22 protein-coding genes are annotated in these 20,897 nt (G+C 72.0%); 10 read left to right on the top strand and 12 right to left on the bottom strand.

The window, feature by feature from the left end; all coding sequences use genetic code 11:
• Positions 1 to 63 precede the first annotated feature (63 nt).
• Positions 64 to 492 (top strand): VOC family protein, encoded by a 429-nt coding sequence (locus ABH926_RS42500; protein ID WP_370372178.1) that lies wholly within the window; start codon positions 64 to 66, stop codon positions 490 to 492.
• Between the two features lie 21 nt (positions 493 to 513).
• Here ABH926_RS42500 and ABH926_RS42495 read toward each other — a convergent pair whose 3' ends face one another.
• The 4 genes from ABH926_RS42495 to ABH926_RS42480 all read right to left on the bottom strand — a co-directional run bounded on the left by ABH926_RS42495 (position 514) and on the right by ABH926_RS42480 (position 5,804).
• Positions 514 to 2,505, bottom strand: coding sequence for a hypothetical protein (locus tag ABH926_RS42495; RefSeq protein ID WP_370372177.1), 1,992 nt, complete (start codon positions 2,503 to 2,505; stop codon positions 514 to 516).
• A 106-nt stretch (positions 2,506 to 2,611) separates the two neighbouring features.
• The gene (locus tag ABH926_RS42490; RefSeq protein WP_370372175.1) at positions 2,612 to 3,505 is read right to left on the bottom strand and encodes a carbohydrate ABC transporter permease; all 894 of its coding nucleotides are present in this window, start codon (positions 3,503 to 3,505) and stop codon (positions 2,612 to 2,614) included.
• Between the two features lie 7 nt (positions 3,506 to 3,512).
• The gene (locus tag ABH926_RS42485; protein WP_370372173.1) at positions 3,513 to 4,499 is read right to left on the bottom strand and encodes a carbohydrate ABC transporter permease; all 987 of its coding nucleotides are present in this window, start codon (positions 4,497 to 4,499) and stop codon (positions 3,513 to 3,515) included.
• Between the two features lie 18 nt (positions 4,500 to 4,517).
• Positions 4,518 to 5,804 (bottom strand): ABC transporter substrate-binding protein, encoded by a 1,287-nt coding sequence (locus ABH926_RS42480; protein ID WP_370372171.1) that lies wholly within the window; start codon positions 5,802 to 5,804, stop codon positions 4,518 to 4,520.
• A 188-nt stretch (positions 5,805 to 5,992) separates the two neighbouring features.
• Here ABH926_RS42480 and ABH926_RS42475 point away from each other — a divergent pair, with 188 nt between their 5' ends.
• Positions 5,993 to 7,024: a LacI family DNA-binding transcriptional regulator gene (locus tag ABH926_RS42475; RefSeq protein WP_370372170.1), complete on the top strand. Its 1,032-nt coding sequence runs from the start codon at positions 5,993 to 5,995 to the stop codon at positions 7,022 to 7,024.
• A 54-nt stretch (positions 7,025 to 7,078) separates the two neighbouring features.
• Here the strand turns inward: ABH926_RS42475 and ABH926_RS42470 are convergent, their stop codons facing one another.
• A complete protein-coding gene (locus ABH926_RS42470) occupies positions 7,079 to 7,549 on the bottom strand; it encodes a peptidylprolyl isomerase (protein WP_370372168.1) in 471 nt (156 codons plus the stop codon).
• 1 nt (position 7,550) lies between these two features.
• Here ABH926_RS42470 and ABH926_RS42465 point away from each other — a divergent pair, with 1 nt between their 5' ends.
• A complete protein-coding gene (locus tag ABH926_RS42465) occupies positions 7,551 to 7,802 on the top strand; it encodes a hypothetical protein (RefSeq protein WP_370372167.1) in 252 nt (83 codons plus the stop codon).
• A gap of 160 nt (positions 7,803 to 7,962) precedes the next feature.
• On the opposite strand, the gene ABH926_RS42460 is transcribed toward ABH926_RS42465, so the two are convergent.
• The gene (locus ABH926_RS42460) at positions 7,963 to 9,159 is read right to left on the bottom strand and encodes a hypothetical protein (RefSeq protein WP_370372166.1); all 1,197 of its coding nucleotides are present in this window, start codon (positions 9,157 to 9,159) and stop codon (positions 7,963 to 7,965) included.
• 43 nt (positions 9,160 to 9,202) lie between these two features.
• Entirely contained in the window at positions 9,203 to 10,417 is a 1,215-nt protein-coding gene (locus ABH926_RS42455) for a Gfo/Idh/MocA family protein (RefSeq protein ID WP_370372164.1), read from the bottom strand.
• A 78-nt stretch (positions 10,418 to 10,495) separates the two neighbouring features.
• On the opposite strand from ABH926_RS42455, the gene ABH926_RS42450 reads away from it, so the two are divergent.
• Positions 10,496 to 11,428, top strand: a complete 933-nt coding sequence (locus ABH926_RS42450) for a PmoA family protein (RefSeq protein ID WP_370372163.1) — start codon at positions 10,496 to 10,498, stop codon at positions 11,426 to 11,428.
• Positions 11,429 to 11,496: 68 nt separating this feature from the next.
• Here ABH926_RS42450 and ABH926_RS42445 read toward each other — a convergent pair whose 3' ends face one another.
• Positions 11,497 to 12,831 (bottom strand): DUF1015 family protein, encoded by a 1,335-nt coding sequence (locus ABH926_RS42445; RefSeq protein WP_370372161.1) that lies wholly within the window; start codon positions 12,829 to 12,831, stop codon positions 11,497 to 11,499.
• 120 nt (positions 12,832 to 12,951) lie between these two features.
• Here ABH926_RS42445 and ABH926_RS42440 point away from each other — a divergent pair, with 120 nt between their 5' ends.
• The 3 genes from ABH926_RS42440 (at position 12,952) to ABH926_RS42430 (ending at position 14,870) form a co-directional block, all read left to right on the top strand.
• Complete coding sequence (locus tag ABH926_RS42440; protein WP_370372159.1) at positions 12,952 to 13,398, top strand: tetratricopeptide repeat protein; 447 nt, start codon at positions 12,952 to 12,954, stop codon at positions 13,396 to 13,398.
• 77 nt (positions 13,399 to 13,475) lie between these two features.
• The gene (locus tag ABH926_RS42435) at positions 13,476 to 14,468 is read left to right on the top strand and encodes an HAD-IIA family hydrolase (protein WP_370372218.1); all 993 of its coding nucleotides are present in this window, start codon (positions 13,476 to 13,478) and stop codon (positions 14,466 to 14,468) included.
• A gap of 237 nt (positions 14,469 to 14,705) precedes the next feature.
• Positions 14,706 to 14,870 (top strand): hypothetical protein, encoded by a 165-nt coding sequence (locus tag ABH926_RS42430; protein ID WP_370372157.1) that lies wholly within the window; start codon positions 14,706 to 14,708, stop codon positions 14,868 to 14,870.
• 28 nt (positions 14,871 to 14,898) lie between these two features.
• On the opposite strand, the gene ABH926_RS42425 is transcribed toward ABH926_RS42430, so the two are convergent.
• From ABH926_RS42425 to ABH926_RS42410, 4 genes are read right to left on the bottom strand one after another with little or no spacing between them, the layout of a single operon-like run.
• On the bottom strand, positions 14,899 to 16,032 hold the full coding sequence (locus ABH926_RS42425; protein ID WP_370372156.1) for a CaiB/BaiF CoA transferase family protein: 1,134 nt from the start codon (positions 16,030 to 16,032) through the stop codon (positions 14,899 to 14,901).
• A 52-nt stretch (positions 16,033 to 16,084) separates the two neighbouring features.
• Complete coding sequence (locus ABH926_RS42420) at positions 16,085 to 16,699, bottom strand: TetR/AcrR family transcriptional regulator (protein WP_370372154.1); 615 nt, start codon at positions 16,697 to 16,699, stop codon at positions 16,085 to 16,087.
• Positions 16,700 to 16,747: 48 nt separating this feature from the next.
• The gene (locus ABH926_RS42415) at positions 16,748 to 17,077 is read right to left on the bottom strand and encodes an alkyl sulfatase C-terminal domain-containing protein (RefSeq protein WP_370372153.1); all 330 of its coding nucleotides are present in this window, start codon (positions 17,075 to 17,077) and stop codon (positions 16,748 to 16,750) included.
• A gap of 10 nt (positions 17,078 to 17,087) precedes the next feature.
• The gene (locus ABH926_RS42410) at positions 17,088 to 18,350 is read right to left on the bottom strand and encodes a glycosyltransferase 87 family protein (protein ID WP_370372151.1); all 1,263 of its coding nucleotides are present in this window, start codon (positions 18,348 to 18,350) and stop codon (positions 17,088 to 17,090) included.
• 408 nt (positions 18,351 to 18,758) lie between these two features.
• On the opposite strand from ABH926_RS42410, the gene ABH926_RS42405 reads away from it, so the two are divergent.
• From ABH926_RS42405 to ABH926_RS42395, 3 genes are read left to right on the top strand one after another with little or no spacing between them, the layout of a single operon-like run.
• Positions 18,759 to 19,031 carry a hypothetical protein gene (locus ABH926_RS42405; RefSeq protein WP_370372149.1) on the top strand — a complete coding sequence of 91 codons (273 nt, stop codon included), beginning with the start codon at positions 18,759 to 18,761 and terminating at the stop codon, positions 19,029 to 19,031.
• Positions 19,028 to 19,927 carry a TlyA family RNA methyltransferase gene (locus tag ABH926_RS42400; protein WP_370372147.1) on the top strand — a complete coding sequence of 300 codons (900 nt, stop codon included), beginning with the start codon at positions 19,028 to 19,030 and terminating at the stop codon, positions 19,925 to 19,927. Before ABH926_RS42405 ends, ABH926_RS42400 begins: the two co-directional genes overlap by 4 nt.
• A 4-nt stretch (positions 19,928 to 19,931) precedes the next feature.
• Positions 19,932 to 20,837, top strand: a complete 906-nt coding sequence (locus ABH926_RS42395) for an NAD kinase (RefSeq protein WP_370372145.1) — start codon at positions 19,932 to 19,934, stop codon at positions 20,835 to 20,837.
• The last annotated feature ends 60 nt before the right edge of the window (positions 20,838 to 20,897 follow it).

Here is a 20,897-nt window from a genome sequence, read left to right as displayed (position 1 = left end):
GGTGTTCGCCTGCGGACATCTGCCGGCGGGCGTTTGTCGGTGGGCACGGCTAGCGTGGGTCCGGTGAAGTCGAATCGCTCGATCCCGTCCGCGACCGTGATCCCGGTGCTGGTCTACCCGGATGTGCGAGCCGCCGTGGAGTGGCTGACGGAGGTCTTCGGCTTCGCCGAGCGCATCCGCATCGGCGAGGACCACCGCTCGCAGATGCGCATCGGCGAGGACGGCGCCGTCATCATCGCCGACGTGCACGGGCCGCGTACGGCGCCGCAGCCAGGCGTCGAGACGCACCTGCTGAAGGTGCGGGTCGAGGACGTGCGGGCGCTGTACGAGCGGGTGAAGTCCCACGGTGCCCCGATCGTCGCCGAGCTCGCCGAGCAGCCGTTCGGCGAGCTCCAGTTCACGGTCGACGACCTGGCCGGGCACCGGTGGGAGTTCTGTCAGAGCGTGCGGGACGTGGATCCCGCGGAATGGGGCGGGACGGTCGTCGGCTGACTCGTCGTCGGCTGACCGTCGTCAGCTGGCCGACGCGGCCCCGAAGGTCACATCCATCGTCAGCAGCGGACCGCGCCGGTGCGCCGGCGCCTGCACCAGGTTCGTCTGCTGCGTCTTGGCCCACCCGACATTCGGGTTGGAGTCCAGGGCCGTGCTGTAGGCCTCCAGCACCTTGCCCAGCGTCGCGGAGCTGCTGTAGTCGTTCGTCGCGGCGTCGCCCGGATTGGTCACCGTGACGCCGTAGGGCGAGGTGATCGCCAGCGGTCCGGCGCTGATCCCGGCCGGGTCGGACAGCGTGCCGCCGTCGGTGCCGAAGGACAGCGCGGTGCCGGAGGTCAGGCCGGTCACGCCCAGGATCTTCTGCTGCACCGAGCTTTGCGTCGGCGCGGTCGGTGCCGCCGAGCCCGGCAGATCGGTCAGGTAGGGCAGGCCGGTGACGTAGGAGACCGACACGCCCGCGGGCAGCGCGGCCGCCGGCACCGACGCGGTGATGCGCACCGTCCCGTCGCCGACCCGGTACAGCGTGGTCACGGGTACCGTGGTCCCGTTCGGGCCGACCATCTGCTGCACGACCATGCGGCCCTGGAAGCCCTGCGAGGGCAGCGGGACGCTGATCGGCGTGGTGTTCGGCGCCGGGGTGAAGAAGTGCGTGCCGGTGGGGTCGGTCCAGGCCGGGCCGATGGACTGCTGCCCGGAGGCGGCGGCGTCGATCACGTCGGCGTTCCCGGCGGTGACCAGGTACGGCACCTGGTTCTGGTCCAGGACCAGAGAGCCGGCGCCCTGGCGCAGCTTGTAGGCGGTGTTCACGGTCTGCGAGCCCTGGTACCAGCTCCCGGGGTCGGTCATCTGCCAGACGGTGATGAAGGCGACGTGGCCGTCCGGGGTGACGACGTGGTCCGGCTCGGTGCCCACGTGGTAGTACGGGATGGTCGAGGTGCCCAGGTAGCGGCCCAGGTCGTCCTTCACGATGCCGCTGTAGTGCTGCAGGCCGTACAGCGCCTCGTACCCGGGGTGGTCCTCGTTGTGGCGCGGGCCGCCGTAGTCGAATCCGCGCGCCGACAGCCGCATGTCCAGGTACTCGGACATCTCCAGGCCGTCGTCGTAGAACCGCCTGTCGCCGGTGAGCTGCCAGCCGCGCCACAGGAAGCTGATGGAGATGGCGCCGTAGTTCTGGTCGAAGCCGCCGGAGTGCTCGGGGTAGAAGCAGTAGCCGCGGTCGCACTCCTTCAGCGGGCGCACCTTGGTCGTGAAGGTGTCCATCGCCTGCTGCTCCAGGCCGGCGGCCAGGTCCTGGCGGCCCAGCCGGGTCAGCTGCTGGGAGAGCTGGATCGCGCCGTCCACCGAGCCGATGGCCTGGTTGTCGGCGTCCTGCGGGTTGTACTGCGAGGCCTGCGTCAGCCACTTCCAGTAGCCCACGCCGAGGTTCTCCAGCGCGTTCTGCTGGTCCGGGCGCAGCATGCTGTCGGCGTACTGCAGGACGTTGTCGGTGTGCAGCAGCGCCCAGACCGTGGTCGGCCAGTCGCCGGGGCCGCCGTCGGCCAGGGTGTAGGGCTCGTACGCCGCGTAGGGGAACCCGGTGTTCAGCTTCGCCATGGTCACGTCGCCGGGGTTGTCCGTGGTGTAGACGCGGTTGGCCAGGTACCAGTCGATGCTCTTCTGGAAGGCCGGGATGATGCTCGCGTCGTGGGTCTGCGAGTAGTACAGCGCGAGCAGGCTGGACACGCCGAGCGAGTTGTCGCCGAGGTCCTTGGTCTTGTTCTGGATCTCGAAGGAGCCGGCCGTGCTCTGGTGCGCGATCGCCTTCTGGACGGCGTCCTTCAGGACGGCCGGGTAGACGCCGGGGCCGTCGGGGATGTCGCCGAGGTGCACGCTCAGGTCGGCCGGCAGCACCGGCTTGACCGTTGCCGTCGCCGGGGCTGGGGCGGCGGCTCCGGCGCCGGGTGCGAAGGCCACGGCGGCGACGGCGGCGGCCGCCGCGAGCACCGCGAGGCGGTAGGGGGATCGACGTGCCATGAGGGGGTGTTTCCTTTCTTCGGGCATGGGGGGACCCACAATCGGCGTTCGGGTGTGGTGGGTGCTTAGCGGTCGGTGCTTGGTGCTCGGGGCCGAGCTCTGCGGCTCAGCCCTTGAAACCGGTGGTGGCGATGCCCTGGACGAGGTTGCGCTGGAAGAACACGAACAGGGCGAACAGCGGCGCCAGGCTGACGGTCGCCATCGCGAACATCGGCCCCAGCTCCGATCCGGAGGTGGCGTCCAGGAACATCCGCAGCCCCACCGGCATGGTCTGCTTGTCCGGGCTGTTCAGGTAGATCAGCTGGCTGAAGTAGTCGTTCCAGGTCCAGATGAAGGTGAAGATGGCCGTGGTGGCCATGGCCGGGCGGATGAGGGGGAGCAGGATGTAGCGGAAGGTGCGGAACGGACCGCAGCCGTCCAGGGCCGCCGCGTCGTCCAACTCCCGCGGCAGGCCGCGCATGAACTGCAGGTTCAGGAACACGAAGAACGCGTCCACGGCCAGGAACTTCGGCACGATCAGCGGCAGGTCGGTGTCCACCCAGCCGAGCTTGTGGAACAGCAGGTACTGCGGGATCAGCAGCACCTCCTTGGGCATCAGCAGCATGCCGACGGCCAGGCCGGTCACCAGGGCCCGGCCCCGGAACTCCAGGCGGGCCATGGCGTAGGCGGTGATCGAGCAGCTGGCCGTGTTCCCGATCACCGCGCCGAGCGCGACCAGGGCGGAGTTCAGGAAGTACGTGCTGAACGTGGTCCCGGCCGAGCCCTGCCAGCCGGTGCTGTAGTTGGACCCCGCGAAGTGCACGGGCCACGGGGACAGCGTGGAGATGATGTCCTGGGTCGGCTTGAACGAGGAGCCGACCATCCACAGCACCGGGTACAGCAGGAACAGCAGCAGCACCAGCACGGTGACGTGCCACAGCATCGGGCGCAGGCGCGCCAGTACGCGCTGGTCGGAGCGCGGTCGCGGGCGTGCGGGGGTCTGTAAGGTGTTCGCGGTCATGGCGGTGTCAGTCTCCGTAGTGCACCCAGAAGCGGGACGACCAGAACAGCAGTCCGGTCAGGACGCTCAGCCCCAGGATCAGCACCCAGGCCATCGCCGCGGCGTAGCCCATCTGCTGCTCGGTGAACGCCTTCTGATACAGGTAGAGCGTGTAGAACAAGGTGGAGTCCACCGGGCCGCCCTGTCCGTCGCCGACCAGCTGCGCCGGGGTGAAGGCCTGGAACGCCCCGATCATCTCCACGACCAGGTTGAACAGGATCACCGGGCTCAGCGCCGGGAGCGTGATGGACGCGAACTTGCGCCAGCGGCCGGCGCCGTCCACGTCGGCGGCCTCGTACAGTTCGGCCGGGATCTGCTTGAGCCCGGCCAGGAAGATCACCATCGGGGCGCCGAACTGCCACATCGCCAGGCCCACGATCACCCACCGGACGGTGGAGGGGTCCGAGACCCATGCGCCGCCCTTGATGCCGAACAGGTTCAGGAACTGGTTGAAGGGACCGTTCACGTCGAACGTGCCCTGCCACACGATCGCGATCGCCACGCTGGTGCCCAGCAGCGAGGGCAGGTAGAACAGGGCCCGGTACAGGCCCTGGCCCTTGCGCGGCCGGGCCAGCAGCAGCGCGACCCCGAGCGCCGTGAGCAGCTTCAGCGGTGCCGAGGCGAGGACGTACTGCACGGTCACCCAGATCGAGTGCACGAAGCGCGGGTCGGCGGTGAACATCTCGCGGTAGTTCTGCAGGCCGACCCAGTGCGGCCGGCTGAGCAGGTCGTACTGCGTGAACGAGAGGTAGAGCGAATACAGCAGCGGCAGCAGCAGGACCCCGACCGTGCCGAGGATCCAGGGGCTGAGCATGAGGTAGGCCGCGCCGTTGGTGCGGCGGCGTCCGCCGCGGCGGACCTTGGCCGGCCGGCCGGCGTCGGTCTTCTTCTTCGCGGCTGTGCCGCCGCGTCCTTGCTGGGACGCGGTCGACAGCGTGCTGGTCGGTGAGGACATGCGGATTCCGGTCTCGTCCTAGCTGCTCTGTGCGAGCAGCTTGTTCGCCTGGTCCATGAACTGCTGCGCGGCCTGGTCCACGGAGGACTTGCCGAACCAGACGTTCTCGGCCATGCGCACGAACAGGTCGGTCTCGATCTGCTGCTGCGCGGCCGGCGCCGGCGGCGGCGGGGCGGCGTTGTGGCCGGACTGCGCGACGTACTGGCCGTAGGCCGCCACGGCCTTGTCGTCGCCGGTCAGGGTCGGGGCCAGCGCGGCGAGCACGTCGCTGTTCACCGGGCCGCCGCGGGTCAGGCCCTGCGCGGTGCCGGCCTCGGGGGAGTTCACCAGGAAGTCGATCAGCTCGGCGGCCTCGGCCGGGTGCTTGCTCTTGGCGTAGACGCCCCAGTTCACCGAGCGCTTCAGGTACGCGCCGGGGTGGCCGCTCTCGCCGGGCAGCGCGACGTACTGCCAGCTGGTGCCCGGCAGCGTGGTGCTGGTGCCGTACAGGTCCATGGCCACCTGGCCCTTGGCGATCGGGGCCTTGGTGACGTCGCCGGTCACGCCGGGCTCGGTGGTGGTCGCCGGGGGCACGGCGCCGTCGGCGCGCATCGCGGCCCAGTAGTTCCACCAGTCCACGAGGGTCTGCTTGGTGAAGCCCAGGCTCTTGCCGTCGGCCGAGTACAGGTTGCCGCCCTGCTGCCGGACCCAGATCTCGAAGGACTGGGTGGCGGCGCTGTCGTCGGCGGCCCCGTAGACCTGGCCGCCGGTGCCGGACAGTTTCTTGTCCGAGATCTGCTTGGCCGAAGCGGCGTACTGCTGCCAGCTCAGGCCCGCGGCCGGGGCGGTGACGCCGGACTTGGCGACCAGGTCGCCGCTGTAGGTCAGGGCGAACAGGTTCGAGCCGGCCGGGACCTCGTAGAGCTTGCCGTTGTATGAGCCCTGCGCCAGATAGGACTGGTCGATCTTGCCGGTGTTCAGGACCGCGCTCTGCGTCGACAGGTCCACCAGGGCGTTCTTCGCGGCGTACTTGGCGACGGTGTCCACCTGGAAGACGTCCGGGGCGTCGCCGGCGGTCACCTGGGTGTTGAGCTTGTCGTAGTAGCCGGTGTAAGCACCGGGCTGGGTCTGCACCGAGATGTCCGGGTGCGCCTTCTCGAACAGGGTGATCGCGTCCTGGGTGGCCTTGGCCCGGGCGGGATTGCCCCACCAGGTGATCCGCAGCGTGATCTTGCCGCCCCCGCCGCCGCCCGCGCTGCCCCCGTTGCTCGCGCAGGCGGTGAGGGCGAGCGCGGCAGCGGCCAGCACGGCGCCGGAGCGCAGCATGCTCGGGCGTGTCCTTTCGGGAACCTTCATGGTCGGCCTCTCGTGAACGGTCACATTACTTGCCGGGGACCCTAGGGGAGCCGATTGACAGACGTCAAGAGTGTTAACCGAAGCGCACGCCGCGACGACGCCGTGTCGTCGGATCCTCTGTCGCGACACGGTTTGCGTGCGATAGCGTGAACGGTGACATGAAATCCACGGGACAGATCACCATGCGGCACGTGGCCGAGAAGGCCGGCGTGTCCTACCAGACCGTCTCGCGGGTCATCAACGACGCCGACGGCGTCGCCCAGCAGACCCGCGACCGCGTCCTGGCCGCCATGCGCGACCTCAACTACCGGCCCAGCGTCGCCGCCCGCTCGCTGGCCCGCGCCCGCACCGACACCATCGGGCTGGTGCTGCCGTTCCCGGTCGACGTGACCTTCGCGAACGCGCACTTCCTGCAGACCATCGGCGGGGTGGACCGGGTGGTCGCCGAGCACGACTACAGCCTGCTGGTCTCCAGCCCCAACGACGAGGACCCGGCGCTGTCCGCGCACCGCCGCATGGTGCGCCAGCGCGCGGTGGACGGGGTCATCGTCGAGGCCGGCATGGGCGACGAGGGCATCGGGCTCCTGCTGGAGGCCGGCTACCCGGTGGTGGCCATCGGGCATGTGGCCCTGGCCGTGCCCTCGGTCCAGCCCGACGACGAGAGCGGCGCCTACGGCGCGACCCAGCACCTGCTGGCCCTGGGCCACCGCCGCATCGCGCTGATCGCCGGCGACGACCCGGCCAACCTGGCCCAGCAGGCGCGCCTGCGCGGCTGCCGCCGCGCGGCCGCCGACGCCGGAGTGCCGCTGGACGAGGACCTGATCGCCACCGGCGCCTTCTCCCTGGAATCGGGCTATGAGGCGGCCGTCGGCCTGTTCGACCGGACCGAGGCCCCGACCGCGGTCCTGGCCTTCAACGACGCGATGGCCATCGGCGCGATGCGGCTGCTGCGCGAACGCGGCATCGACGTCCCGCACGAGGTGTCGGTCGTCGGCTTCGACGACACCCCGACGGCCGCCCTGCTGACGCCGGCGCTGACGACGGTGCGCATCTTCAGCTCCGAACTCGGCCAGCGCGCGGCCCGGACGCTGATCGGGATGCTGCGCGGGACGAAGGTGGCGCCGGTGCCGGCGGTGCTGCCGAGCCAGCTGGTGGTGCGGGAGTCGACGGCGCCGGTGCGGCGGGGGTAGAGGCGGCGGGGGTAGAGGTGGGGAACCGGACGGCGGGCGGGGGCGAGAGGCGCCTCAGCCCGCGGTGACGGTGACGCCCTCGAGCACGACGTCGATCTTCGGACGCCCGTCGCCGGCGCCGTTGGACTCGTCGTCGCCGCCGGCGGCGATCTTGGTCACGACGTCCAGGCCGGAGGTGATGGTGCCGAAGGGCGTGTAGCTCGGCGGCAGCGTGGTGTCCTTGTAGACCAGGAAGAACTGGCTGCCGTTGGTGTTCGGCCCGGCGTTGGCCATCGCCGCGGTGCCGGCCGGGTAGGCGGCGCCGTTCAGGTTCTCGTCCTTGAACTGGTAGCCGGGGCCGCCCGTGCCGGTCCCGGTCGGGTCGCCGCACTGGAGCACGTAGATGCCCTGGGTCGTCAGGCGGTGGCAGTGGCTTCCGTCGAAGAACTTCTGACCGGCCAGGAAGTCGAAGGAGTTCACCGTGTGCGGCGCCTTCGCGGCGTTGAGTGCGATGACGATGTCGCCCTGGTTCGTGTGGAGGGTCATCGTGTACTTCTTCGCCGGGTCGATCGTCATCGGCGGCTCGCTGGACCAGCTCGTGGGATTGGCCGCCGGGGCGGACGTCGAGGCGGAGGTCGTGTCCGACGGCGAGTCGGAGGACGAGCCCGAGGTCGAAGCCGGGGCGGAGGCCGTACTCCCGGAAGACGCCGGGGATCCGGCCGCCGAGCCGATCGTGCCGGAGGAGGCGCAGCCCGCCAGCAGCAGCCCGCTCACTGCGGCGATTATGCCGATCCCGTGACGTCGAGGTATATGCACGGGGGCAGGCTACCCCGAATCGGTAAGTGAACTGTAAGCGCTTCCGCGTAGCGTCCGAGCAGTGGTCTGTCACGAGGGCAGACCCCTGTGCGGTGCCGGCCGGCCCGCCCAGGCCGCCGCGCGCTCCTGCTGCCGGCCGCCCCTCAAGCCTGCGCCGCGAGCTTCGCCATCCGCTCCATCACGTCGGCCTCCGGCCAGCCGCCGACCCGGTACCGCGCCGGGTGGTAGCCCTCGGCGGGCGTCAGTCCGGCCTCCTCGGCGACCACCGACCAGGGCACCATCAGCATCTCCTCGTCGCGCTTCGGGAAGACGACCAGGTCCGCCTGCGGCAGCAGCGAGCTGTCGCCGTCGGCCCAGGACGCGGCCGTCACCTCTGCGCCGGCCGGGTCGCGGAAGCCCTTCAGGGCGGCGGGGAAGGGGTCGGCGGAGCCGGCGGTGCCGCGCAGGTACTCCGTCTGCGGGCCGTAGGCGTCCATCGCGAGCAGGATCTGCGCGTGCTTGACCGCCGGGTGCGCCGGGTGGTCCTTCGGGGCCTGGTACAGGATCACCGTGCCGTCCTCGTCGACGGTCAGCGGGGCCGGGCTGATCGGGCGGGCGGCCTCGCGCCATTCGCGCTCGGCGACCTCGAAGGCCTTGGCCAGGGCCTCGGCGTCGGCGGTCTCGTAGGCGAGCAGCAGGGTGTTGTTGCTGACCGGGAAGGCCAGGGGGCGGGCGCCGGCGATGCGCCGAACCGTTTCCAGCCAGCCCTGGATCAGCGGCAGGGAGGTCAGGTAGGCGTCGCCGTTGTCGGTCAGGCGGGTCGGCTCGGTGCTGCCCTCGCGGCGGCGCGCCTCGTCCAGGGACGTGGTGACCGTGCGGGCCATGTTCCGGTGCGCGGTGTCGAACGCCTCCTCGGCGCCGACGCCCCAGCGCGCCAGGTCCGCGCGGCCGGCGTAGCGCATCGCCGACGGGGTGTCGACGACCAGCATCTCCGCCAGGTACAGCCCGGCCGGCCGGCTGACGATGTCGAACTTCGGGTCGGCCGGGATCGGACGCAGGACGGGCCGCACCGCGGACTGCACGTCGTCCCAGCGGTCCGGCGTCGGCGGCAGCGCGGCGACGTCGACCAGCCGGCCGATGGCGGCTCTGCGCACCGCCCCCGGCGCGCCCTGGCTCTCGCGGAAGACCGTCTCCAGGTTGATGACCGCCGGCTCGCCGCTCTGAGCCCCCCGATACACCACCTGGAACTTCTCCGGGTCGTAGTCGGCGCACACCACGGAGTCCACGGTCCTGACCCGGGCCGCGACCTGTTTACCGAATCGGTCGCGGGCTGACCCGAACAGTCTTTCGGCTATTCCCATGGCCGGCGACCATAACGCAGGCCGCCGACCGCGAGGTGTCCGTTCAGTGATCGGGAAGTGCCCAAGGGGCACCGGCTTCGGAGAACAGCAGTTGACCACGTGCGCAGGCCTGCACGAGGTCGACGATGCCGGGCACCGTCGTCGCCCGTCCTACCTCGGAGTCCTCGACCCGGACGTGTTCGGGGGCGATCGCCCGCGGCTCGGGCGCGTCCCGCACCGCCTCCAGCACGGCCGTGAAGCCGATCGTGTCCTCCAACGGGACCATCAACGGCACCTCGTCGGGGCGCGCGCGGTGGTCCAGGAGGTTCGCCAGCAGGTCGGCCTCGGGGAAGGCCTGGCTCAGTTCCTCAACGCCAGTACTCACACCGGAGTTAAAACGGGAGACGCTTAGTCGCCCGGCCGTGTAGTGGAACACCGCCTCACCCTCCGTGCCCTGCACCCGCACCCACGGATCGATCTCGGCGGCCTTCGGCGCGCACACCGAAACCGCGACCAGGATCGGTGGCGCGCCCGGCAGCTCGATCCGGACCGCCGAGGTGTCGTCGGCCTCGACGGGGTTCGCGTGGAACAACTCCAGTCGCGTGCGCTCCGGGACCTGCGCCATCGCGTCCTCGCCCAGCACGGCCAGCGCCGTGACGACCGCGTGCGCGAACGGGTTGGTCAGCGCGCCGTCCAGCGCCGGCACCCCGTTCATCCAGCGCTTCCCGGCCCACGGCGCGCGCCGCCAGTACGTCTCCGGCCGGCACCACGCCCCGGCCGCCCCGACGCCGGTGACCTCGCCGATCGTGCCGTCGGCCATCAGGGTGCGCAGCGCCGGCAGCGCGGCCGAGCCCAGCGACTGGAAGCCGACCTGCACGATCCGGCCGGTCCGGGCGGCGGTCGCGCGCAGCGCCGCCAGTTCGGCCAGGCCGGTGACCGGGGGCTTCTCCAGCAGTACGTCGGAGCCGGCGCGCAGGGCGGCCTCGGCGAGGGCGAAGTGGGTGGGGGTGGGTGTGGCGATGAGTGTGATGTCCGGCGGCGCGGCGGCCAGCAGGTCCTCCAGGGTCGCGTACCGGGCGACGCCCTCCGGCACGGTGCCGGGCTCGGGCGGACGCGGGTCGGCGACCGCGGCCAGCCGCAGCCGGCCCGCCTGTTCGAGCTCTGCGATGCGGCGCGCGTGCCACCGGCCGTGACCGTGGACGCCGACCAGGGCGACGGTCGGGCGTTCGACGGTCGGGGGTTCGACCGCCGGGGGTTCGACGGTCGGGGGTTGACGCACGTGACCACCTCCGTGAAGATCTGCTTCGGGTCGTTCTCGTGAACGGTCACATGAAGACTAGCAAAGCCGGGAGGGCAAGTGACCGCCTCGGACGCCGCGCTGACGGCCGCAACTGCCGTGAGCGTAAACGACGACCAGGTCAGCGTCGGCGTCAGCGTCGGTGCCGGCGTCGAAGCCCAGGCCGGCCCGGTCGAGGTATTGCGCGCCCGGTTCGCCGACCAGGCCGTCCCGGCCCGCGAGTGCCGCACGCCGTACCTGCATCCGCTGCGGACGCTGTCCGGCGGCGTGGTGACCGGGCACCGGCCGCACGACCACCGCTGGCACAAGGGGCTGACCATGGCGGTGCCGCACGCGGCGGGCACCAACTTCTGGGGCGGCCCGAGTTATGTCGACGGCCTCGGCTACGTCGACCTCGGCGACGTGGGCCGCGTCGCCGCCGGCGCGTTCCAGGTGCTGGTCGACGACACGATCGCCGCCGAACTGGCGTGGATCGGCGCCGACGGCGTGCCGCTGCTGGCCGAGCGGCGCTCGTTCGCGGTCCGCGATGTGAACCCGGCGGCGGGTTGCTGGACGCTGGAGTTCCGCAGCGAACTGCGAACGCTCGGCGCCGACCCGGTGGCGTTCAAGAGCCCGACGGTGCTCGGCCGCGACCAGGCCGGCTACTGCGGCTTCTTCTGGCGCGGGCCCCGGTCGTTCACCGGCGGCCGGGTCCTGGCCGGGAACGGCTTGGAAGGGGCCGAGGCGCTGATGGGGGAGCGCGCGCCGTGGCTGGCGTACATCGGCGAGTTCGACGAGCGCGACGGCTTCGCGACCCTGCTGTTCATCCCGGACGGGGCGCCGCCGGAGTGGTTCGTGCGCAGCGACGACTACCCGGGGGTGAACCCGTCGCTGGCGTTCCGGCGGCCGCGGGTACTGGCGGCGGGGGAGCGGCTGGCGGTGGGGTACCGGGTGGTGATCGCGGACGGGGCCTGGTCGCGGGAGCGGATCGGGGAGTTTCTGCGAGGGCTGTGACGCCCTGGCGCGCGGGCGGTCCGGCTCTGCCCTGGCGGTCCGGCCCTGCCCTGCCCTGCCCTGCCGGCCTAATCCTCGGCCAGCAGCCGCATCACCAGCCCGGTCGCCGGCTTGGGCCCGAAGGCGGTCGACTTGCGCGGCATCAGCACCCCGGCCCCGGCCAGCTGGCGCACCACGTCCTCGGTGGTCGGCCGCAGCAGGACCGCGGTGCCGCCGATGCGCGCCGCCTCGGCGACCGCGTGCACCGGGTCGTGGTCGAAGCGGACTTCCTCGGGGGTGTCCGGGAGCTGCCAGATCGCCTCGACCAGGACGTGGTGCAGCACCGTGGCGTCCAGGGCGCGCCAGGCGGCGGGCTTGTCCGCGGGGATGGTCTCGGCCAGGACCGCCGGGTCGGGGGCGGTGAGCAGGTAGTGCGTCGTGCCGTCCGACAGGACGAAGGCGTGTTCGCCGGCGGGGATCGCGTCCAGGGCGTGGTGCGGGTCGGGGGTCTGGCGGACCGTGAAGACCTTGCCGGCCTGCGTCACCGCCGTGGCCAGGGGGACGTGCGGCAGGACGCGGTGGATCGCGTGCAGGCTCAGCGGGAAGCGGCTGGTGTCGACCAGCAGGGCCAGGCCGTACGCCGCCGGGCCGCCGCCGCGTTCGGCGCGCAGGAGGCGGTAGGCGGCGTGGCGGTGGTGGCCGTCGGCGATGAGGGCGCGGTGCCCGAGCAGGTCGGCGGCGATGCGGTCGGTGGCCGCCGGGTCGGTCAGCGCCCACAGCCGGTGCCGGGTGCCGTCGGCGGTGGTGGTCACGGTCAGCGGCTCGTGCCGGTCCGCGACGGCGTCCAGCAGGTCCGAGACGGTGCGGTCGCCTTCGTAGGTGAGCAGGATCGGTTCGATGTGGGCTTCGGTAGCGCGCATCTGGGCCACGCGGTCGGCCACCACCGAGTCGGTCACGGCCTCGTGCGGCAGGATCGCGCGGTGGGCCGGGGCGGGCTCGGCGGCGCTCGCGTGAGGACCCGCATTCGATCCAGCGTCCGGCCCGGCATCCGTGTCGGCGTCATCGAGCTTCACCAGGGCGATCAGCCCGCGCTGCCGGCCCCCGCGCCCGGTCTGCTCGTACACGTAGAACGCCGGCTCGTCGTCCTGCCGCAGCGCCCCGTCGTCGATCCACGACCGCAGCGACGTCGCCGCCCGGTGATAGCGCGCCGGCGCGCCGGGCCCGCCGGCCAGTTCCTCCGGCGCGGCCAGGATCAGCCGCACGACGTTGTGCTCCTCGATGTCGGCCAGCCGCCTGGCCTCATCCGGACCGATCATGTCGTACGGTGGCGAAGTGACCGCCGACGGGTCGCGGACCCGGTCCGGTGCGAACCGCAGTCCTCGGAAGGGGAGGATTCTGAGTGCCTGCGGATCGTTGTGTGCCATGCACGCATCGTACGAGTGTGGGCGGTGGCATGACGTGGGTGGAGGGTGGAAAGGAAAGACGGCAACAAGGTGTCACGGATGGGGAGCCGGTAGCGGGAGCCGAGGACGACGGAGGATCTGATGTCTGAGCGATACGGCGAGTACGACGCCGAGGACGGTACGGGCGAGCCCACCGGAGAGGCCGCCGACTGGTACCGGCAGGGCGTTCAACTGCTGGAGGCCGGCGACCCGGCCGCCGCCGCGCAGCTGCTCACCAAGGTCGCGCTGAAGACCCCCGACTCCGCCCCGGTGCTGGAGGCGCTGGCCCGCGCCCACTTCGACGGCGGCCTGTACGAGCAGGCCGTGGAGAGCTTCGCGCAGCTGGCGCACGTCAGCCCGGACGACGACTACGCGCAGTTCGGCTGGGGCCTGGCCGCGGCCAAACTCGGCCAGATGGATGTCGCCGTCGAGCACCTGTCGGCCGCGGCCGCGATGCGCCCGGAGATCCGTCACTACGCCAACGCGCTGCGCGCCGCCAGGTCCACGTTGCGGGAACAGACCGGCAAGAAGGGGCTGGCCGACACCTGAGCACCGAGATGTGATCAGATAGTGGTGTGACCGCTGAGACCGCTGACCACGCCGAGGGGGCCGGCCGCGCCGGATCCGTGCCGTTCCTGACCTCGCAGAGGCCGCTCGCCGAGGCGTACGACACGGCCCTGCTGGACCTGGACGGGGTGGTGTACCGCGGCGCGGACGCCGTTCCGCACGCCGCCGAGGCGCTGCGTGCCGCGCAGGACCACGGCATGCGGCGCGCCTACGTGACCAACAACGCCTCGCGCACGCCGGAGGCCGTCGCCGAGCACCTCAACGAGCTCGGCGTCGCGGCGTCCGCGCACGAGGTCGTCACCTCGGCGCAGGCCGCGGCCCGGATGGCCACCGCCTGCGTCGGCGAGGGCGGCCGGGTGCTGGTGATCGGCGGCGAGGGGCTGATGGCGGCGGTGCGCGAGGTCGGCCTGAAGCCGGTCGCCTCCGCCGACGACCTGCCGGACATCGTGCTCCAGGGCTACTCCCCGGACCTGGGCTGGAAGGACCTGGCCGAGGCCACCTACGCGGTGCGCCGCGGCGTGCCCTGGATCGCCACCAACACCGACACCACGGTCCCCACCTCGCGCGGCATCGCCCCCGGCAACGGCACGCTGGTCGCCGCGGTCGGCGCCGCCTCCGGCGTGATCCCGCAGGTCGCGGGCAAGCCGGAGCTGCCGCTGCACCGCGAGTCGATCCTGCGCTCGGGCGCCACCCGGCCGCTGATCGTCGGCGACCGGCTGGACACCGACATCGAGGGCGCGGTCCGCGGCAACACCGACAGCCTGCTGGTCTTCACCGGCGTGACCACGGCCCGCGACCTGCTCGCGGCCCCGCCGGAGCGCCGCCCCAGCTACCTCGCCGAGGACCTGCGCGGCCTGCTGAGCCCGCACGTGGCCCCGACCCGCGAGGGCGTGAACTTCGTCTCGGCGCGCTGGAGCGCCGCGGTGGTGTCCGAGACCGTGGTGCTGCACGGCCACGGCGACCGCATCGACGGGCTGCGCGCGATGTGCGCCGCGGTGTGGGACTACGGCGGGATGGTGGACGCCGAGGACGCGCTGGCGCAGTTGCAGTAGGCGGCGGCGCGGGCGGGATGCCGGGTCGGTCATCGGGAGCTCGCGATGATCGGCCGGCCGGGATGGTGTCGGCTCTCGGTCGCCGGTCTGGTGGGGCAGTGGTGCGAGAGCGTCCGCCGCCGCCGAACTCTGCCGTGCCGAGCCGAGCCGAGCCGCGAGCCGTGACCGGTGCCGCGCGCATCCCCTGCCTGGACCTGCCATGTCGCCGCCCCGCCGCTTCGTGCCGAGGCTGGCGGCATGAAGGATCTCGAATGGCGTCCGGCGATCCGCATCGTGCTCGTGGACGAGGGCGACTATCCGGCCAGCTCCGTGGCCTTCGCGGCGGGCTGGGTCTTCGCCAAGAACGAGCACGGCACCGTCGCCTTCCCCTCCTCCCAGGTCGTGAAGGTCACCCTGGGCTGAGGCCACTCTGAGACCGCTCTGAGGCCGCTCAGCCCTGCACCACCGCTCCCGCCTCCATCAGCGCCTCCACGTCGTCGAACCCCCACGCCGCCAGCGCCTCCCGCGTGTGCGCCCCCGGGCCGCACGGCGGCAGCCCCAGCTCGGCGGCGGTGCGCGAGAACCGGGGCGCCGGTGCCGGCTGGGTCAGGCCGTCGCGCTCCACCAACGTGCCGCGCGCGGCCAGGTGCGGGTGCTTGGCCGCTTCCTTGGCGCCCAGGACCGGGGCCACGCAGGCGTCGCTGCCGGCGAACACCTCTGTCCACGCCTCGCGGGTGCGGGTGCGGAAGACCTCGGCGATCAGGGCCCGCAGTTCCGGCCAGCGTTCGCGGTCGTTCTGCTCCGGCGCTCGCTCGGCGATGCCCAGCAGGTCCACCAGGGCGGCGAAGAACTGCGGCTCGATCGCGCCGACCGCCATGTACTCCCCGTCGGCGGTCTCGTAGACGTCGTAGTACGGCGCGCCGGTGTCCAGCAGGTTGGTGCCGCGGCGGTCGCGCCACAGGCCCAGGCTGACGAAGCCGTGCAGGATCGCCGCCAGGTGCGCGGTGCCGTCGACGATCGCGGCGTCCACGACCTGCCCGCGGCCGGAGCGCGCGGCCTCCCACAGCGCCGCCAGGATGCCCACCGCCAGGTACATCGAGCCGCCGCCGAAGTCGCCGACCAGGTTCAGCGGCACCTGCGGCGGGCCGCCGGCGCGGCCGATGGCGTGCAGCGCGCCGGTGACGGCGATGTAGCCGATGTCGTGGCCGGCGGTCGGGGCCAGCGGGCCGTCCTGGCCCCAGCCGGTCATCCGGCCGTAGACCAGCTTCGGATTGCGGGCCAGGCACACGTCCGGGCCGATGCCCAGGCGCTCGGCCACCCCCGGCCGGTAGCCCTCGATCAGCACGTCCGCCTGCTCGGCCAGCCGCAGCACCACCTCGGCGCCGCCGGGATGCTTCAGGTCCACGGCCACCGAGCGCCGGCCCCGGTTGAGCACGTCCTTCTCGCCCAGCGACAGTCCGCCGCCGCCGGGCCGGTCGACCCGGATCACCTCGGCGCCGAGGTCGGCGAGCAGCATCGCGGCGAACGGCCCGGGCCCGATGCCCGCGATCTCCACGACCTTCAGTCCCTGCAGCGGCCCGGCCATGTGCCCTCCCGGCAAAGGCGTGAATATTTCTGATGGTGTATCAGGTAACGCGTCAATCCGCCTGTTCGAACAACGGCCGCAGCAGTGCCTTCGACCGCTGCCACCGCTCGTCGAGCCGGGCGGAGGGATACGGGTGCAGGAACGACACCATCCGCAGCCCCCGGATCGCCTCCAGCGCGGTCAGCAGCCGCAGCTGGAAGTCCGGCAGCCCGGTCACCCGGGGCCCGAACAGGATCTCGGAGACCTCCATCAGCCGGGCGGTGAGCGTCCGCTCGAACGCGGCCGTCACCTCCCGCAGGTCCGGATCGGTCCGCGCGGCCACCCACAGCTCGATCGCGGCGTCGAACGTCGGGCCCTGATGCGCCTTCCACAGCAGCTCCAGCGCGTCCCCGACCGGGTCGGCCGAGCCGGCCAGCAGGTCCGGCCGCGTGAGGACCACCTGCGCCTGCTGCTCGGCCAGGTGCCGCACCGCCGCCACGACCAGTTCGTCCTTGGTCGCGAAGTGGTGCACCTGCGCGCCCCGCGACACGCCGGCCAGCTCGGAGACCCGCGTGGTGGTGGTACCGGCGTAGCCGTGCTTCACCAGGCACTCGACGGTCGCGTCGAGCAGCAGGCGGCGGGTGGCGGCGGAGCGTTCCTCCTGGGTGCGGCGCGCGGGGGATGTCACGCGCACCAACTTACAGGCAGCTCTGCCGGTTTGTTGAGGGTGCCGGCCTCACACCAGTTTGCGCAGGCGCAGCAGGTCCGAGATCGAGGCCTCCAGCTTCACCCGGCCGCGGGCCCACGCCGAGGCGAAGTTCAGGTCCCCGGCCACCAGCGCGATCAGATCGTCGCTGTCGATGGTGAGCCGGATCTGCGCCCGGTCGCGGGGCTCGGTGGTGACGTCCTCCAGCGACCCCTCGCGCAGCGTCCCGTGGAAGGTCACGTCCAGGTCCGGGACCTTCAGGCTCACGGTCCGCACGAGCTTCTTGCTCGACTCGTCCATGTCGCCGAGCTTCCCGGCGAACTCCTTCAGCGCTTCCCGGCATTCCTCGATGGTGGCCACGCGCGTGACCCTAACGCACCTCGGCCGCTCTCCGGCGTGACGTCGCCGCCCAGACGACGAAAGACAGCGTGATGAGCATGTACGCGTCGCCGATGAGGTTCTCCCACCAGCCCCAGTGCATCTCCAGGCCGTTGTTGGTCGGGAAGAGCAGCAGCGGGCCGATCAGGAACACCGCGGTGAGCAGCGCCAGAGCGGCGATCTTGATCCGCTCCCGGCCGCGCACGATCTGGATCGCGAACGGCAGCAGCATCGGGGCGATCCACACCCAGTGGTGCGACCAGGAGACCGGGGAGATGAGCAGCTGGCAGGCGGCGACCACGGCCAGCGCGCAGACCGTGTCGCCGCGCTTGATCGCCCGGCGCGCGCCGAGGTAGGCCAGGGCGATGACGATCATCGACAGCCCGAACCAGAGGTGCTCCTCGGTCTTCATCGACATGGCCAGGCCGGGCAGGCCGCCGAGCCGGTGCAGCCCGCCGCGCAGCGACTGGTTGGCGGCGTATCCGAGGTCGCCGATGCGCGTGGGGTCGAAGACCGTCTCGGTCCAGTACGCCCTGCTGTCCCGGGGCGCCAGGATGAAGCTCAGCGAGGTCGCGCCGACGAAGGCGGCGGCCATGTTGGAGGCGGTCTTCCACTGCCGGCGCGCCACGAAGTAGAGCAGGAACACCGCCGGGGTCAGCTTGATCGCGGCGGCGATGCCGGCCAGGACGCCGCGCGGCAGCCGGGTCTTGGGCCCCAGGGCGTCGGTGACGACCAGGCCCATCAGCAGCAGGTTGATCTGGCCGTGCAGGAAGGTGCTGCTGATCGGCTCCAGCACCAGGCTGAGCAGGGTGAGCGTGACCAGCACGCGCGGCGTGGGCTCGGGCAGGAACCGGGCTCCGGCGCGGTTGCGCAGGACCAGGTAGATGGTCCAGGTCAGGGCGCTGAACCCGATTGCCACCATCAGTACGGCGGCCAGGTAGTAGCCGACGAAGCCCAGCACGCTGAAGATCACGGCCGCGAACGGCGGGTACGTGAACGGCAGGTCCGGTCCGGACAGCGGGTGCGGGAAGCGGGACGTGTACAGCGGCAGGTCCTTCATGAAGGAGATCCCGCCGTCGCGGTAGACCTTCAGGTCTATCAGCGGGTTCCCGCCCTTGCCGGCTATCAGCCCGATGCCGAAGACCAGGGTGGCCGCGGCGAGCCACCAGGTGGCCGCCTTGCGGCGGCTCCACGGCTGCTTGTAGGCCGTTGTCAAACGGTCGATCCACGGATCGTCGCCCGCCATCATCGCCATGCCAGCGACACCCCTCCACGATTCGGCGCCGGCGACGCGGCAGACCACGGGTTCCCACGCGGATGGGGCGCGGGAATCATCCAGACTGCCGCAGATGTTAGCGGATTCGGGCACCACGTGAATGTCACTCGAAAGAGTAGCGAGTTAACGCTGGATGCCATTCAGGAGGCGCTCTGACCAGGTTTTCATCGGTTCCTGAAGGAATGATGATGGCATTCGCGCTATATCGTGGATGGCAATTGTGAATTCCCGGTGGCTTTCCGCTGTCCGACCCGTTCTGCTACAGCTTGTCGTAGTTCGTCGGCGCCGCCGGGCCGCGCACCGGCGGCGGCGGGACCGGCGCCGAGCGGGGTCGACGCGATAGCGTTCGTAGTGAACAACCGGCAACCGAAGGCGAGCGGCGCGACCATGGACGAGACGGGCGAGTTCGAAACGGACCGCCGGCAGGACGGGCCCCTCGGCGGCGCACCGGCGGCCGCCTTCCATGAGACCGCCGATACCGCCGACTTCCAAGTGGATTACGAGCACTCCGGCGACCGCCGCGTGGACGACGCGCTGGACCGGCTCGCCCGGCTGCCCGACACCCCGCTGCCGAGCCACGCCGACGTGTACGACACCGTCCACACCGAGCTGCGCGCGATCCTGTCCGAGCAGCCCGCGGGCGCCCAGGGCCCGCGGTGACCGCCCGGCGCCGCCTGGACGCCGAGCTGGTCCGCCGCAACCTCGCCCGCTCGCGCGAGCAGGCCCGCGAGCTGATCGAGGCCGGCCGGGTCAGCGTCGGCGGGCAGAGCGCGACCAAGGCCGCCACCCAGGTCCAGACCTCCGCGGCGATCGTCGTGGCCGAGGCGGATCAGGGCCCGGAGTACGTCTCGCGCGGCGGGCACAAGCTGGCCGGCGCGCTGGCCGCCTTCGCCGCCGAGGGCCTGAGCTTCGCCGGCCGCCGCGCCCTGGACGCCGGGGCCTCCACCGGCGGGTTCACCGACGTGCTGCTGCGCAACGGCGCCGCGCACGTGATCGCCGTCGACGTCGGCTACGGCCAGCTGGCCTGGTCGCTGCGCACCGACGAGCGGGTCACCGTGCTGGACCGCACCAACGTCCGGGACCTGGCGCCGGAGATGATCGGCGGACCGGTGGAACTCGTGGTGGGCGATCTGTCGTTCATCTCCTTGCGGCTGGTGCTGCCGGCGCTGGCCGCCTGCGCGACCCCGGAGGCGGACCTGACGCTGATGGTCAAGCCGCAGTTCGAGGTCGGCCGGGAGCGGCTGGGCTCCGGAGGCGTGGTGCGCGACGTGGCCCTGCACGCCGAGGCGGTGCGGGACGTGGCCGCCGCCGCGGCCGAGGCCGGGCTCGGCGTGCGCGGCGTGGCCGCCAGTCCGCTGCCGGGGCCGGCCGGCAACGTCGAGTACTTCCTGTGGCTGCGCGCCGACGCGCCGCCGCTGCGGGAGGAGGATCTGGCGCGGGCCATCAAGGAGGGACCGGCCGGGGACGGCAGGTTCGGCTTCGAGATCGGCGGCGAGATCGGCATCGAAGGCGACGGCGAAGGCGACGGCGATACCAACGAGGGGTCTGGGGGCTGAGCTGATGGGTCACGGCGAGCGCAACGTGCTGTTGGTCGTCCACACAGGCCGGCAGGTGGCCCTGGACGCCGCGCGCGACACGGTCGCGCGGCTGTCCGCCGCCGGGGTCGGCGTGCGGGTGCTGGCCGGCGAGGCGGGGGAGCTGGAGACCGACGCCCCGGTCTGCGCCCTCGGCGCCGAGGCGCTGGAGGACATCGAGCTGGTGGTGGTGCTCGGCGGCGACGGCACCATGCTGCGCGGCGCGGAGGTGGCGCGCTCGGCCGGCGTGCCGCTGCTGGGCGTGAACCTGGGCCGGGTCGGGTTCCTGGCCGAGGCCGAGTACGAGGACCTGGCCTTCGTCGTGGACCGCATCGTGGCCCGCGACTACACCGTCGAGGAGCGGATGACGATCGACGTCGAGGTCAGCCTCGACGGGCAGGTCGTGGACCGGTCCTGGGCGCTGAACGAGGCCAGCGTGGAGAAGGCCTCGCGCGAGCGCATGCTGGAGGTGCTGGTCTCCATCGACGGCCGGCCGCTGTCCAAGTGGGGCTGCGACGGCGTCATCTTCGCCACGCCGACCGGCTCCACGGCCTACAACTTCTCCGCCGGCGGCCCGATCGTCTGGCCGGACCTGGACGCGCTGCTGCTGGTGCCGATCAGCGCGCACGCGCTGTTCGCCCGGCCGATGGTGGTCTCCCCGCACTCGCTGCTGGCGCTGGAACTGCAGCCCAACGGCGACGAGACGGGGAGCAAGGGTGCTGTGATGTGGTGCGACGGACGCCGGGTGCTGGACCTGGCGGCCGGGGCGCGCGTCGAGGTGCGGCGCGGGGCGCTGCCGGTGCGCTTCGCCCGGCTGCACCGCGCGCCGTTCAGCGACCGGCTGGTGGCCAAGTTCGCGCTGCCGGTGGACGGCTGGCGGGTGGAGAAGTAGGCGGCGCGCGCCTCGGACCGGCGCCGGCCCGAGGCGCCCCTGACAGCGTGTCAGGGCCGT

The sequence above is a fragment of the Catenulispora sp. GP43 genome, assembly GCF_041260665.1.
Taxonomy (GTDB): Bacteria; Actinomycetota; Actinomycetes; order Streptomycetales; family Catenulisporaceae; genus Catenulispora.
The sequence above is the reverse complement of the archived record's forward strand: the minus strand, read 5'-3'. Positions and strand labels throughout refer to the sequence as shown.

Bases quoted from the DNA above. Each gene is read 5' to 3' on its own strand.
- ABH926_RS42445 (WP_370372161.1), bottom strand. From the start codon at position 12,831: ATGGCACACAACGATCCGCAGGCACTCAGAATCCTCCCCTTCCGAGGA.
- ABH926_RS42475 (WP_370372170.1), top strand. From the start codon at position 5,993: ATGAAATCCACGGGACAGATCACCATGCGGCACGTGGCCGAGAAGGCC.
- ABH926_RS42460 (WP_370372166.1), bottom strand. From the start codon at position 9,159: ATGGGAATAGCCGAAAGACTGTTCGGGTCAGCCCGCGACCGATTCGGT.
- ABH926_RS42480 (WP_370372171.1), bottom strand. From the start codon at position 5,804: ATGCTGCGCTCCGGCGCCGTGCTGGCCGCTGCCGCGCTCGCCCTCACC.
- ABH926_RS42470 (WP_370372168.1), bottom strand. From the start codon at position 7,549: ATGACCCTCCACACGAACCAGGGCGACATCGTCATCGCACTCAACGCC.
- ABH926_RS42395 (WP_370372145.1), top strand. From the start codon at position 19,932: ATGGGTCACGGCGAGCGCAACGTGCTGTTGGTCGTCCACACAGGCCGG.
- ABH926_RS42490 (WP_370372175.1), bottom strand. From the start codon at position 3,505: ATGACCGCGAACACCTTACAGACCCCCGCACGCCCGCGACCGCGCTCC.
- ABH926_RS42405 (WP_370372149.1), top strand. From the start codon at position 18,759: ATGGACGAGACGGGCGAGTTCGAAACGGACCGCCGGCAGGACGGGCCC.
- ABH926_RS42410 (WP_370372151.1), bottom strand. From the start codon at position 18,350: ATGGCGATGATGGCGGGCGACGATCCGTGGATCGACCGTTTGACAACG.
- ABH926_RS42495 (WP_370372177.1), bottom strand. From the start codon at position 2,505: ATGGCACGTCGATCCCCCTACCGCCTCGCGGTGCTCGCGGCGGCCGCC.
- ABH926_RS42425 (WP_370372156.1), bottom strand. From the start codon at position 16,032: ATGGCCGGGCCGCTGCAGGGACTGAAGGTCGTGGAGATCGCGGGCATC.
- ABH926_RS42440 (WP_370372159.1), top strand. From the start codon at position 12,952: ATGTCTGAGCGATACGGCGAGTACGACGCCGAGGACGGTACGGGCGAG.
- ABH926_RS42485 (WP_370372173.1), bottom strand. From the start codon at position 4,499: ATGTCCTCACCGACCAGCACGCTGTCGACCGCGTCCCAGCAAGGACGC.
- ABH926_RS42430 (WP_370372157.1), top strand. From the start codon at position 14,706: ATGAAGGATCTCGAATGGCGTCCGGCGATCCGCATCGTGCTCGTGGAC.